This window comes from Cobetia sp. cqz5-12, from assembly GCF_016495405.1.
Taxonomy (GTDB): domain Bacteria; phylum Pseudomonadota; class Gammaproteobacteria; order Pseudomonadales; family Halomonadaceae; genus Cobetia.
Genome location: NZ_CP044522.1, coordinates 354,717 through 367,269, shown reverse-complemented (window position 1 = coordinate 367,269; position 12,553 = coordinate 354,717). Strand labels below are relative to the sequence as shown.

Here is a 12,553-nt window from a genome sequence, read left to right as displayed (position 1 = left end):
TTCCTGTAATGAATGAAGACGACGCATGCCCGATGACGGCATCGCGCTGGTACTGACTGGCGTCAGCGGAAACGCCGCTGCGCCAGCAGGCTTCTGACCAAGGGCGTGATGATCAGTTCAATGGCCAGTGCCATCAGCGCGCCCGGCACCACCAGCGTGTGGGGACGCGACATGAACGAGCCCTGGATCATCGCGAGCAGGAAGGGGAAGTCGACACTGCCGGGATCACGGAAGTGAATCACGACCATCGACTCGGCATCCGTCGGGATATCCTGCGGCTCGAAGGGGTTGGAGGTATCCACCGTCGGCACGCGCTGGAAGTTGATGTGCGTACGTGAGAACTGCGGCTGGATGTAGCGCACGTAGTCATCCATGCGGCTCAGGATGGTGTCGACCACCGCTTCCTGGGAATGCCCGCGCAGCTTGGTGTCGCGATCGATCTTCTGGATCCACTCCAGATTCATGGTCGGTGCCACCCCGATCAGCAGATCGACATGCCGCGCGATGTCATGCTCCGGCGTCACCAGCCCGCCATGCAGCCCCTCGTAGAACAGCAGGTCCGTACAGTCCGGCAGCGACTGCCATTCGGTGAAGGTGCCGACCTTGTAGCCGGCCTCGATCATGCGCTTGTCTTCGGCGTGGATGTAATGACGATGCGTGCCGGAGCCCTGCTCGCCATACTCGACGAACAGCGCTTCCAGACGATCGAGCTGATTGGCCTCGACCGCAAAGTGAGACAGCTCGCGCTTGCGCTCCGGCGCCTCCTGGAACATGCGCACCAGCTCATCACGGGTATAACGGTGAAAGGCATCCCCATCCACGTAGGCGGCATGAATCGCCTCACGCGAGAACATGCGCTCGAAGGTGCGCATGACGGTAGTGGTGCCCGCGCCGGAAGACCCCGTCACGGCGATGATTGGATATTCCCGCGACATCAGTTGGTTACCTGAGAAGACATGGCAGTGACGGCCTGCTCGATGGCGGTACTGACGCGCGCGCTCGGTTCCGCCAGCCCCTGCTCGCCAGCGAATACCAGCCCGACGCGCAGCGTCGCCAGTACCGCGTCATCGTTGACACGCAGCAGGCGGTGATGGACGCCAAGCCCCTTGCCGGACACGCTGTCGATGGCCGTTTCCACCACGAGTGCGTCGCCCAGCCGGCCCTCGCCCTGATACTGCACGGCGAGATCCGCGACGATGCTCATCAGCCCATCGATGTTCCACTCGGGGAAGCCCAGCGCCTGCCAGGCCTGGCCCCGCGCCTCGTGCGCCAGGCTGACCACGCTGTCGTGGCCCAGGTGCTGGCCATAGTTGATGTCGCTGACCCGAATCGTCATCGGGTGGCGATGTACCAGGCGGGAAACCGGAAATTCAAGCCGGATACGGTCCATGCAGACTCCTTGTCGGCGAGACAGGAAAAGGATTCAGGGCGGACGGCGACGCCATCGTTCGACGCCGGTCAGCCTCAAGAAGGAATAGAGGATGACTAGGGTTATCGCATGCCCGACACCGCCATGACCAGACCCCGACACGATGGTCGTAGGCGCTCAGGGCACTGAGAGACGCCCCAACGACAAGACCCGGCCTTAGGCCGGGTCTTGTCGTGAAGCAGGCATGTCGCGGGGGGATGGCCCGTGCGACTCAGCGCTTTCAGCTATCGCCGCGCTCGCGAGCGATGGCGCGCCAGGCGATGTCGCGACGCACCAGCATGTCCTGCCAGCTGATGGCATCGACGCCTTCATAGGCACGCTCGGTGGCCGCCGCGACGCTGTCGCCCAGTGCGGTGACGCACAGCACGCGACCACCGCTGGTGATGACCTGGCCGTCCTTTTCGGCGGTGCCGGCATGGAAGACCTTGCAGCCGGTCGCTTCGGCAGCGTCGAACCCGCTGATGACATCGCCCTTGCGGTAGCTGGCCGGATAGCCACCCGCTGCCAGCACCACGCCGACCGCCGCGCGGGAATCCCACTCGCAGCTCTGGGTGTCGAGACGCCCCTCTTCGGCGGCCAGACACAGCGCGACCAGGTCGGACTTCAGACGCACCATGATCGGCTGGGTTTCCGGGTCACCGAAGCGGCAGTTGTACTCGATGATCTTCGGCGCGCCCTGGGCATCGATCATCAGACCGGCATACAGGAAGCCGGTGTAGGGGTGGCCTTCGGCCGCCATGCCACGCACGGTGGGCAGAATGATCTCGTCCATCACGCGCTGGTGAACGTCAGCCGTCACCACCGGTGCCGGAGAGTAGGCCCCCATGCCACCGGTGTTGGGGCCGGTATCGCCTTCGCCGACGCGCTTGTGATCCTGACTGGTGGCCATCGGCAGCACGTTCTCGCCGTCGACCATCACGATGAAGCTGGCTTCCTCGCCGTCGAGGAATTCCTCGATCACCACGCGTGCGCCGGCATCGCCGAAGGCGTTGTCCTCGAGCATGTCACGCACCGCTGCGCGGGCTTCCTCGTCGCTCATCGCGACCACGACACCCTTGCCCGCCGCCAGGCCATCAGCCTTGATGACGATGGGCGCCGGATGGGCCGCCAGGTACTCAAGCGCCGCATCGACCTCCGCGAAGGTCGCGTAGTCGCCGGTCGGGATGGCATGACGCGCCAGGAAGTCCTTGGTGAAGGCCTTGGAGCCTTCCAGCTGGGCGGCTCCGGCCGTCGGGCCGAAGCACTTGAGACCCGCTTCACGGAAGCGATCGACCACGCCGATCACCAGCGGCGCTTCCGGGCCGACGATGGTCAGCTCGATGGCGTTGTCACGCGCGAAGGCGACCAGCGCCTCGAGATCGTCAGCGGCAATCGCCAGATTGGTCAGCTTGGACTCGCGCGCCGTACCCGCATTGCCGGGCGCCACGAAGACCTCCTCGACACGGGATGACTGGGCGGCCTTCCAGGCCAGCGCATGTTCGCGGCCACCGCCGCCGATGATCAGGACCTTCATCTTTTCAACCTTCATGAGCCAGTGAGGATCAGGGCTACCCGCATGGCGCGAGCTACCGAGGAAATATCAGGCTGCGCATTATGGCAGAAAGGCGCCCTGCTCGGGGCGCCCCTTTTCACATCATGATGAATTTGTGTGAAAGCTGGGTCTGACACGGCGTCACACTCAGCGTCGCTCATCATCCGGCGGCGTATCCGACTCATCAGGCGCCGTATCCGCATCGTCGGGCCGTGAGCGCGAGGAGTTCCTGCCAGCGCCCATGCCCCCTCCCATGGCCTGCTGCCAGAAGCGCAGATTCTCTTCGGCGACCTCGCGCATCATTTCCATCGGCGAGTGACGCATGGCCTGAGACCACTGCTCCTGCATGCGCTGCTGCTGCTCCATCATCAACCGCGTACCCTGCTCCAGATAACCGGCCAGCGGCAACGGCTTGGCCATCGCGTAGATACGGATGAACTGCTCCAGCAGCTCGTTGGAGAAGACCTCGGCGTCGCCCTCGCCCTGCTCCTGCTCGATGATGATGGTCAGCAGGATGGTGCGCGTGAGGTCCTCACCGCTCTTGGCGTCCTCGACCTTGAAGACCTCTTCCGCCAGCACCAGGCTGCGCAGGTCTTCCAGGGTCACGTAGCGGCTCTGCTCGGTGTCGTATAGGCGCCGATTGGCATATTTGCGGATCACTCGCACGTGTCAGGCTCCTGTCGATTTTTCTTCATTGTGCACTCAAGGGGGGGGACTGCAAGAAAAGGCGTCTCCACGCGTCAGCCATTGACGCCATGCCAACGCTGTCCCCGTCGGGACAGCAGGCACGACATGCTAGAATAACGCCCCGCTTGCCACTGTCTGCAAGCGATGCATCCCGCCCTCCACTGCCCCGGTATTGCCATGAATCTGATTTTGCTCGGCGCTGATGACCTGACCACTCAGGACCACGCACGTGTCACGGACCCGCGCCGCCTGCGCCATCTGCGTGAGGTGCATCGTGCCAGCGTCGGCGACGAGATGACGCTGGGGGTGGAGGGTGGCCTGATCGGCCGTGGCCGCCTGGAGCGACTGGACGCGGACAGCGCCGAATTCAGCCTGACGCTGGACCGTCAGCCGCCGGCGCCACTCGACGTGCATCTGCTGCTGGCGCTGCCGCGCCCGCGCATGCTGGCACGCTCGCTGGAACACGTCACGGCATTGGGCGTGAAGCACATCACCCTGCTGCATACGCGGCGTGTCGAGAAGAGTTATTGGCAGTCACCGGAGCTCAAGGAAGACAAGATTCGCCAGCATCTGGTGCTGGGGCTGGAACAGGCGCGTGACACCATCATGCCGACGGTGACCCACGAGAAACTGTTCAAACCTTTCGTGGAAGACCGCCTGCCGGCACTGATGGCACCAGCATCAGGCACGCCTCCCCGCGGTATCATCGCCCATCCGGGCATGCCGAATGAGTGCCCACGCGCCGTCCGCGAGCCGGTGATGCTGGCCATCGGTCCGGAAGGCGGCTTCGTGGACTATGAGGTCGAGAAATTCATGGCGGCAGGCTTTGAAGGGGTGCATCTGGGCGAGCGCATCCTGCGCGTCGAGACGGCCGTCACGGCGCTATTGGCACGTCTGGGCTGAAGAGCGCCAGGTCATGAAAGCAGCAGTCATAGCAGCAGGCCATGGCTGCAGGACGTAGAAGAGGTGCCAGTCGAGCCTGGATCTTCCCGGACGACTCGCGTGGCATCGACACCGCCTGATCACACATCGAAGCCCGCCAGATGCCGCCATTCCCCCCAGTGGATGGCGGCGTCGTAATCGAGCAGACAACGCTCGAACCAACGCGCACCCAACCGCCAGTCGCCGCCGCGCTCCAGCCAGGCACCGGCCAGATACTTGCGCTCGGACCACGGCAACCAGCCTTCGCGTACCAGCACCTGCATGGCCTTGTCGGCACGGGCATCACCGGTTCGCCCTTCGCGCCAGCGCGCAAAGGCGTCGTCATTTGCGGCGTCTTCTCGCAACGCGGCGCCATACCAGGCCGCGCGAGCCTCCTCGTCCTTGTCGCGCAGCATGCGCTGCCAGCACTCGCGCTGCAGCACGATGGCCAGCAGCTGCTGATTGATCGCCTCATCACCCGCCTCGTGGCGGCGGGCATCCAGCACCTGCAGGATGCGGCGCGGACTGATGCAACCCAGCGCCAGCCAGGCTGCCAGGGGCCATGCATCCGCCGGACGCGCCATCAATTGCATATCGTCCAGGGTCTTCCCCGCCTCCCGCTGGGGTGCCAGCCCCGCCGGCACACCAGCGCCTTCGGCATCGGCAAGGTGCGATCGCTGATAGGACGCTCCTTCGATCGAGTCATCATCCCTCTTGCCGGCATCTCCCTTCGCCCAGGCCTTGCCCCACAGCAAGGTCGACAGGTGGGTGCGGGCGGGTTCCTCGCCGCCCTGCAACTCCGCAAGCCTGTCAGTCGCCGGCTGCCAGGCTTGCGCCGAGCCACAGATGGCATCCAGCGGCGGAAAGCCACGCGAGGCAGAATCGGGCCACGGCGGCAGGGAATAGGGAAGCCCCTGCAAGGGTGGCTGCGCCTCGCACAGCGCGCGCCACTGCTCATCATTCAGTCCCGACGGGGAAGCCTCGCGTTGAGACCGAGCCTCGCACTGAGGACGGGCCTGCAAAGCACCCGGTACCGGCGCCAGCACGGCCGAAGGCGGCAGCATCAGGTCGGCCACCCCAGAGTCATCGCCACCACTGGCATGCAGCACCTGCGAGGCAAGCGCTGCGCAGGTCGCCAGATCCTCATGATCGCCTGATGCGCCTGTATCAGCAGAGTCCGTATCACGCAGATCGAGATGATCACCAGAGGGAGCCGCACGCTCGTCTGCGACAGGGGTCGCCCCGTGCGCATCACCCAGGCGCGCAGACTTTTCGCGGGGGAGTCTGCCCGGCAGCAGGCGATCAAGCAGCGGGCCATCCAGCAGCTGGCTATCGAAGGCGATCTGGTCAGGGGGGTGACAGTGGAGCCGAGTCGAGGCCGGCAGGCGGCGTGAGAGCTGCTGCAGAGCGCGGCTGTCTTCCGGCGCGGCGGCGAGGCTGACTTCCAGACACTGGACATCATGCCGGGCGACCTGCGTCAGTACTTCCTCGACGGGGTCCCCGACGCGCACCAGCAGGTCGCTTCCGCGGCGCAGCAGCATGCCACGCAGGTTCATCAAGCTCTGCCACAGCAGGCGCAGACGCGCTGGCCCCAGGCGTGGCAAGCCGTCGCTCGGCGCAAGCAAGCGACGGTCGAAGACATACATCACCAGCATCTGGTGCGGGCGACGTGACAGGGGCAGCGCGAACAGCGGGTTGTCTTCCAGCCGCAGGTCGTGACGCAACCACACCAGAGAGGTTTCGGGCGCATTGCCCGAATGCATGCTGGCGACCTCGTGCATGGTGACCTCGTACAGAATGACGTCGTGCAGATGACGTGGTGGAACGTATGGCGTGCAATATTTGTACAAGAAAATCGACATCTTGTACAACACTTCACAGGGTACATGTCGCGTTCCGGCGGGTCGGGCATGCGCTGGCGAGGGGTGCAAGTGCGTGATACATTCGAGAGGTTAGGTCACGTTCCATCAATGTTTTCAACAAGATCGCGCAAGTGTCTCCACTCGAACACACACTTGTCATCCAGGGGCTTCAGGAGGAATACGGCCATGCTCGCAAGACATGACATGACCGCACCAACCCGGCATATTCGCCGTCTGCCCGTTGCGGGCAGCCGGGGACGCGCTGCGGACCTCATCCCATCCTGGATGCTGGCACCCCGTGCCGTGCGACTCCCCTTCCTGACGGATCCGCCCCTTGTGACGGTAATGTCATGCCCGGAGCGATTGACGCGCTGAACCCGCGCCAGATCCTCCGCGCAGCCCGAGCCAGCCACTGCCACCCCCTTGCTGCCGCGTAACGCATGTCGTGTCTCGCATGGCCCCATGAGAACGTCTTCCTGACAGAGTCTCGGGTGTCCGGCACTTCATCGCGGCAACCTGCAGTGCGCTCGCCTATCCTGTCGGCACCCAGTGGCCGAAACTCCGCCTCCCGATCTCGAAGCTGGCAGTCCGGCCCTGAGCCTGTGTCTGCGCAGCCCACGAATGACGGACTACGTACTACAACAACGACTGGAGCGAGTCTTCCATGACCCTGCTGTTGATCGTGCTATTGCCGTTACTCGGTGCCCTGGTGCCCTTGATGGCCAGAAATCTGCCCCGTGCACGCCTTGCCTGGCTGACCGCGGTGGCACCTGCCCTAGCACTCGGTATCGCCGTCTTCCACCTCGGGGACGTCTTCTCGGGCATGGTGCCCCAGTTCCATCTGCCCTGGATCGCGGAGCTGGGACTCAACCTGTCGCTGCGCTTCGATGGTCTGTCGGGATTGTTCGTGCTGCTGATCCTCGGCATTGGCCTGCTGATCATCCTCTATTCCCGCTATTACCTGTCGGGCGAGGACTCACTGGCACGCCTCTACAGCTTCCTGATGCTGTTCATGACCGCGATGCTCGGCATCGTGATGGCAGACAACCTGCTGCTGATGTGGGTGTTCTGGGAGCTGACCAGCCTGAGCTCCTTCCTGCTGATCGGCTACTGGTACCAGCTGAGCGAGGCGCGCAAGGGCGCCCGCATGGCGCTGACCGTCACCGGCGCCGGGGGCCTGGCATTGCTGGCCGGTATCCTGGTCATCGGGCATATCGTCGGCAGCTACCAGTTCGATGACGTGCTGGCCGCGGCAGACAAGATCCGCTCCCACGAGCTCTACCCGGTCGCGCTGGTGCTGGTACTGCTGGGCGCCTTCACCAAGTCGGCCCAGTTCCCGTTCCAGTTCTGGCTGCCCCACGCGATGTCGGCACCGACGCCGGTATCCGCCTTCCTGCACTCCGCCACCATGGTCAAGGCCGGTGTCTTCCTGCTGGCGCGCATGCACCCGGTGCTCGCGGGGACAGACCTGTGGTTCTACATCGTCAGTCTGACCGGCCTGGCCACCCTGCTCTACGGCGCCTGGTTCGCCTTGATGAAGCAGGATCTGAAGGGCGTGCTGGCCTTCTCGACCATCAGTCACCTGGGCCTGATCACGCTGCTGTTCGGCTTCAACAGCCAGATGGCCGCCGTCGCGGGTCTGCTGCACATCATCAATCACGCCACCTTCAAGGCCTCGCTGTTCATGGCCGCCGGCATCGTCGATCACGAATGCGGCACGCGTGACATCCGCAAGCTCAATGGCCTGTATCGCTACATGCCGCATACCACGGTGCTGGCGATGGTCGCCTCGGCCTCGATGGCCGGCGTGCCGCTGCTCAACGGCTTCCTGTCCAAGGAGATGTTCTTCGCCGAGAGCCTCGATGCCCAGCTGCTGGGCGGCCTGTCGTGGCTGATTCCGGCACTGGCGACCCTCGGTGGCATCCTGTCGGTGGCCTACTCGCTGCGCTTCATCCACGACGTCTTCTTCAATGGCGAGCCGAAGGATCTGCCCAAGACCCCGCATGAGCCGCCGCGTTACATGAAGCTGCCCATCGAGGTGCTGGTGCTGATCTGTCTGCTGGTCGGTATCCTGCCGTCGCTGGTGATCAAGGATCTGCTGGTCAGTGCCTCCGCCAGCGTGCTGGCCGGACCGGTACCGGAGTTCAGTCTCGCCATCTGGCACGGCTTCAATCTGCCGCTGCTGATGAGCGGTATCGCGCTGGCGGGCGGCGTCGCCGTCTATGCTCTGCGCCACCATCTCTACTCCTTCCAGCGTCAGTTCCGCGCGCGCAATGCCCTGCTGGTGTTCGAGGCCAACGTGCAACGCCTCGTCAAGCTTTCCGAGCGCAGCATGGACAGCTTCGAGAATGGCTCGCTGCAGCGCTACATGCTGTGGCTGCTGCTGACCGCACTGCTGTTCGTCGGCATCGGCCTGCTGGCCGTGCCGCAACTGGGCGGGGAGCTTGAGCAACAGCCCTTCGATGGCATGCTGCTGACCGGCGCCGTGATCACCGGCCTGGCCGGCCTCGGCACCGCGATCACCCACCGCAAGCGCCTGATCTCGCTGCTGATGCTGTCCGTGGTCGGCCTGATGACCTCGCTGGCCTTCGCGCGCTTCGCCGCACCGGACCTGGCACTGACCCAGCTGGCGGTCGAGGTGGTGACGATGATCCTGCTGATGCTGGCGCTGTTCTTCCTGCCCCAGCGCACGCCCAAGGAATCCAGCGCGCGCCGCATCATGCGCGACGTGCTGCTGGCCAGTGCCTTCGGCGTGGTGGTGGCGAGTCTCAACTTCGCCATCCTGACCCGCCCGGTGGAGTCGATTTCCGACTTCTTCATGGCCAATGCCGTATCCGGTGGCGGCGGTCACAACGTGGTCAACGTGATTCTGGTCGACTTCCGTGGCTTCGATACGCTGGGTGAGATCACCGTTCTCGGTATCGCGGGTCTGGCGATCTTCAAGCTGCTCAACCGTCTGCGTCTGTTCATGCCGTCCAGTGACCTGGATGGCCGTGGCTGGTCGCCGGATCGCCATCCGATGATCCTGGCCACCGTCTCCCAGACGCTGCTGCCGCTGGCACTGCTGGTCTCGGTCTACATCTTCCTGCGCGGCCACAATGCGCCGGGTGGCGGCTTCATCGCCGGTCTGGTGACGGCGGTCGCCATCATCCTGCTCTACATCGCGCGTGGCGTGGACTGGACGCAGCGCTGGCTGCGCTTCCCCTACCAGCCCGTCGCGGCGGCCGGGGTGTTGATCGCCGGTCTGACCGGTGCCGGCAGCTGGGTGTTCGGCTATCCGTTCCTGACATCCTCCTTCGGCCACTTCACCCTGCCCGTCATCGGGGAAATCGAGTTGGCCACCGCGCTGCTGTTCGACCTCGGCGTCTACCTGACCGTGGTCGGCGCGACCCTGATGATTCTCGCCAATCTGGGCAAGCTGACGACTCCGCATCGCCCGACCAAGGAGAAGATGTGATGGAAGCCCTCTACGCTACTACCACCGGCCTGCTGGCCGCCTGCGGTGTCTACCTCACCCTGCGCGGCCGCACCTTCCCCGTCGTGGTCGGCCTGACGCTGCTGTCCTACGCCGTCAATCTGTTCCTGTTCTCCATGGGTGGCCTGGCCATGCACGGCACGCCGGCCGTGGTCGGCTCAGGCTCGCCCACGGCAGACCCCCTGCCCCAGGCGCTGGTGCTGACCGCCATCGTGATCGGCTTCGCCATGACGGCCTTCGTGGTCATCCTGGCGATGCGCGCGCGCGGCGACCTGGGCAGTGACCACGTCAATGGCAATCGCCTGGATGATTCGAAAGAGAAAGAGGACACCAAGTGATGCTGCAACACCTGATTGTCCTTCCGATTGTCCTGCCACTGCTGGTGGGGGCGGGCCTGCTGCTGAGTCGTGCTACCTCACCGACCCTGCGCCGCACGGTCAGCCTTGTGGCTCAGGCATTGATGGTGGCCATCGCCATCGCGCTGGTCGTGCAGGCCGGTGATGGCACCATCCGCTACTACGCGCTGGGCGACTGGCAGCCGCCATTCGGGATCGTGCTGGTACTGGACCGCCTGTCGGCGACCATGGTGCTGCTCAGCTCGCTGCTGGGGCTGCTGGCCTGTCTGTACGCCACGGCGGGCATCGATGAGACCGGCTCCAACTTCCATGGCCTGTTCCTGCTGCAGCTGATGGGCATCAACGGTGCCTTCCTGACCGGCGACCTGTTCAACCTGTTCGTGTTCTTCGAGGTGCTGTTGATCGCCTCCTACGCCCTGCTGCTGCATGGCGGCAGCAAGGCCCGCACGCTGTCGGCGCTGCACTATGTGGTGCTGAACCTGATGGGCTCGGCGTTCTTCCTGATCGCGCTGGGTATCCTCTACGGCGTGACCGGCACCCTGAACATGGCCGACATGGCGGTCATCGTCACCACGCTGGACCCGGGCCGTGCCGGCCTGATGGAAGCCGGTGGCCTGCTGTTGCTGGTGGTGTTCGGCCTCAAGGCGGCGATGCTGCCGCTGTACTTCTGGCTGCCGCGCGCCTATGCCGCGGCCTCGGCACCGGTCGCGGCACTGTTCGCGATCATGACCAAGGTCGGCATCTACTCCATCCTGCGCGTCTACTCGCTGATCTTCACCGACAATGCTGGCGCACTGGCGGACCTCGGCCGTGACTGGCTGTGGTGGGCGGGACTCGCCACCCTGGTGGTGGCGATGCTGGGCGTGCTCTCGGCGCGTGATCTGCGCACCCTGGTGGCCTATCTGGTGATGGTGTCGGTGGGCACGCTGCTGACGGCACTGGGCATGAACACGATCGAGGCAGACAGCGCGCTGCTGTTCTACCTGATCCACTCGACACTGGTCACCGGTGGCCTCTTCCTGCTGGTCGACGTGGTCGCCGGTCAGCGCGGCAAGGCCGGGGCACGCATCGTGCGCTCGCGCCCGCTGCTGCAGGCAGGCCTGCTGGGCGGCCTCTTCCTGATCGGCACCGCCGCCGCCGCCGGGCTGCCGCCGTTCTCGGGCGCCATCGGCAAGGCACTGATTCTCGCCTCGGCAACGCCGGAGCAACAGCTCTGGCTGTGGCCGCTGCTGCTGCTGGCCGGTCTGTGCTCGCTGGTCGCCTGCTCGCGCGCCGGCTCCAGCGTGTTCTGGCGCACCAGCAAGGCCGAGCCCAGCGGCGAGCGGATCGGCACGGCCCGTGGCATCGCGACTGGCGGGCTGATCTCGGCCGCACTGATGCTGGTCATCTTCGCGGGACCGCTGGCGAACTGGACCAAGGCCACCGCCGAGCAGCTGTCCAACCCGGCCCCCTATCTTGAATCCTTGCTCGGCAAGGACGCGGCACCCGAAACCGCACCGCCGCTGAAGGGAGATGTCTCATGATCAAGCCTCGTTCCCGTCTCTTGCCCACGCCGATGCTGTCGGTGCTGCTGCTGATTGTCTGGCTGATGCTGCAGAACAGCGTCGCGCCCGGTCAGATTCTGCTCGGGGCAGTGCTGGCCATCGCGATTCCCATCCTGACCTACCGCTTCTGGGAGCCGCAGCCTGACCTCCAGAAGCCCTGGCGACTGATCAGCTACTTCCTGCGCGTGATCATGGACATCATCATCGCCAACCTGCAGGTGTCCTACCTGATCCTCAATCCGCGCGCCAAGTTCCGTCCGGCCTTCGTGCGCTATCCGCTGGAACTTGAGGAGAAATTCCCGATCACCCTGTTGTCGAGCACCATCACGCTGACGCCGGGCACGGTCTCGGCCTATCTGACGCTGGATGGCCGCCACCTGATCATCCACGCGCTGGATGTCGAGGATGAGCAGGAACTGATCGACGAGATCCGCCAGCGCTACGAGCGTCCGCTCAAGGAGATCTTCGAATGCTAGACATCGCCCTGTGGATCAGCATCGCGCTGTTCGCCACCTCGCTGGTGCTCAACGTCTTCCGGCTCGCCATCGGGCCGGACCTGCCGGACCGGATTCTGGCGGTGGACACCATGTACGTGAACTCCATCGCCCTGATCGTGCTGTTCGGCATCCAGCTCAACAGCAAGTCCTACTTCGAGGCGGCGCTGTTGATCGCCATGCTCGGTTTCGTCAGCACCGTGGCAGTCTGCAAGTACCTGCTGCGCGGCGACATCATCGAATGACCTGAGCGG

11 protein-coding genes are annotated in these 12,553 nt (G+C 64.7%); 6 read left to right on the top strand and 5 right to left on the bottom strand.

Translation table 11 applies throughout. From position 1 onward, the window contains the following. Nucleotides 1-62 precede the first annotated feature (62 nt). From F8A90_RS01700 to phaR, 4 genes are all read right to left on the bottom strand, one after another. Nucleotides 63-935 carry a phosphoribulokinase gene (locus tag F8A90_RS01700; protein ID WP_166019709.1) on the bottom strand — a complete coding sequence of 291 codons (873 nt, stop codon included), beginning with the start codon at nt 933-935 and terminating at the stop codon, nt 63-65. Then, complete coding sequence (locus tag F8A90_RS01695; protein WP_200018625.1) at nt 935-1,390, bottom strand: acyl-CoA thioesterase; 456 nt, start codon at nt 1,388-1,390, stop codon at nt 935-937. Before F8A90_RS01695 ends, F8A90_RS01700 begins: the two co-directional genes overlap by 1 nt. A gap of 259 nt (nt 1,391-1,649) precedes the next feature. Next, nucleotides 1,650-2,942, bottom strand: coding sequence for a phosphoribosylamine--glycine ligase (gene purD, locus F8A90_RS01690; protein WP_166019707.1), 1,293 nt, complete (start codon nt 2,940-2,942; stop codon nt 1,650-1,652). Between the two features lie 165 nt (nt 2,943-3,107). After that, on the bottom strand, nt 3,108-3,626 hold the full coding sequence (phaR, locus tag F8A90_RS01685) for a polyhydroxyalkanoate synthesis repressor PhaR (RefSeq protein ID WP_200018624.1): 519 nt from the start codon (nt 3,624-3,626) through the stop codon (nt 3,108-3,110). Nucleotides 3,627-3,824: 198 nt separating this feature from the next. Here phaR and F8A90_RS01680 point away from each other — a divergent pair, with 198 nt between their 5' ends. Further along, nucleotides 3,825-4,550 carry a 16S rRNA (uracil(1498)-N(3))-methyltransferase gene (locus F8A90_RS01680; RefSeq protein WP_200018621.1) on the top strand — a complete coding sequence of 242 codons (726 nt, stop codon included), beginning with the start codon at nt 3,825-3,827 and terminating at the stop codon, nt 4,548-4,550. 119 nt (nt 4,551-4,669) lie between these two features. Here the strand turns inward: F8A90_RS01680 and F8A90_RS01675 are convergent, their stop codons facing one another. After that, nucleotides 4,670-6,349: a deoxyribodipyrimidine photo-lyase gene (locus tag F8A90_RS01675; RefSeq protein ID WP_200018620.1), complete on the bottom strand. Its 1,680-nt coding sequence runs from the start codon at nt 6,347-6,349 to the stop codon at nt 4,670-4,672. 745 nt (nt 6,350-7,094) lie between these two features. Between F8A90_RS01675 and F8A90_RS01670 the strand changes: the two genes are divergently transcribed. Genes F8A90_RS01670 through F8A90_RS01650 form a run of 5 tightly spaced genes read left to right on the top strand, consistent with a single transcriptional unit; the run spans nt 7,095 to nt 12,544 of the window. After that, nucleotides 7,095-9,887 carry a monovalent cation/H+ antiporter subunit A gene (locus F8A90_RS01670; RefSeq protein WP_200018619.1) on the top strand — a complete coding sequence of 931 codons (2,793 nt, stop codon included), beginning with the start codon at nt 7,095-7,097 and terminating at the stop codon, nt 9,885-9,887. Then, nucleotides 9,887-10,243 (top strand): Na+/H+ antiporter subunit C, encoded by a 357-nt coding sequence (locus F8A90_RS01665; protein WP_166019703.1) that lies wholly within the window; start codon nt 9,887-9,889, stop codon nt 10,241-10,243. The genes F8A90_RS01670 and F8A90_RS01665 overlap by 1 nt, the downstream gene beginning before the upstream one ends. Further along, the gene (locus F8A90_RS01660) at nt 10,243-11,784 is read left to right on the top strand and encodes a monovalent cation/H+ antiporter subunit D (RefSeq protein WP_200018618.1); all 1,542 of its coding nucleotides are present in this window, start codon (nt 10,243-10,245) and stop codon (nt 11,782-11,784) included. Before F8A90_RS01665 ends, F8A90_RS01660 begins: the two co-directional genes overlap by 1 nt. After that, entirely contained in the window at nt 11,781-12,281 is a 501-nt protein-coding gene (locus tag F8A90_RS01655) for a Na+/H+ antiporter subunit E (RefSeq protein ID WP_043334742.1), read from the top strand. Before F8A90_RS01660 ends, F8A90_RS01655 begins: the two co-directional genes overlap by 4 nt. Further along, nucleotides 12,275-12,544: a K+/H+ antiporter subunit F gene (locus tag F8A90_RS01650; protein ID WP_166019701.1), complete on the top strand. Its 270-nt coding sequence runs from the start codon at nt 12,275-12,277 to the stop codon at nt 12,542-12,544. The genes F8A90_RS01655 and F8A90_RS01650 overlap by 7 nt, the downstream gene beginning before the upstream one ends. Nucleotides 12,545-12,553 lie beyond the last annotated feature (9 nt).

Coding starts and splice junctions, on each gene's coding strand:
- F8A90_RS01655 (WP_043334742.1), top strand. CDS start 11,781: ATGATCAAGCCTCGTTCCCGTCTCTTGCCCACGCCGATGCTGTCGGTG.
- F8A90_RS01700 (WP_166019709.1), bottom strand. CDS start 935: ATGTCGCGGGAATATCCAATCATCGCCGTGACGGGGTCTTCCGGCGCG.
- F8A90_RS01670 (WP_200018619.1), top strand. CDS start 7,095: ATGACCCTGCTGTTGATCGTGCTATTGCCGTTACTCGGTGCCCTGGTG.
- F8A90_RS01660 (WP_200018618.1), top strand. CDS start 10,243: ATGCTGCAACACCTGATTGTCCTTCCGATTGTCCTGCCACTGCTGGTG.
- F8A90_RS01675 (WP_200018620.1), bottom strand. CDS start 6,349: ATGCACGAGGTCGCCAGCATGCATTCGGGCAATGCGCCCGAAACCTCT.
- F8A90_RS01680 (WP_200018621.1), top strand. CDS start 3,825: ATGAATCTGATTTTGCTCGGCGCTGATGACCTGACCACTCAGGACCAC.
- F8A90_RS01665 (WP_166019703.1), top strand. CDS start 9,887: ATGGAAGCCCTCTACGCTACTACCACCGGCCTGCTGGCCGCCTGCGGT.
- F8A90_RS01650 (WP_166019701.1), top strand. CDS start 12,275: ATGCTAGACATCGCCCTGTGGATCAGCATCGCGCTGTTCGCCACCTCG.
- F8A90_RS01695 (WP_200018625.1), bottom strand. CDS start 1,390: ATGGACCGTATCCGGCTTGAATTTCCGGTTTCCCGCCTGGTACATCGC.
- purD (WP_166019707.1), bottom strand. CDS start 2,942: ATGAAGGTCCTGATCATCGGCGGCGGTGGCCGCGAACATGCGCTGGCC.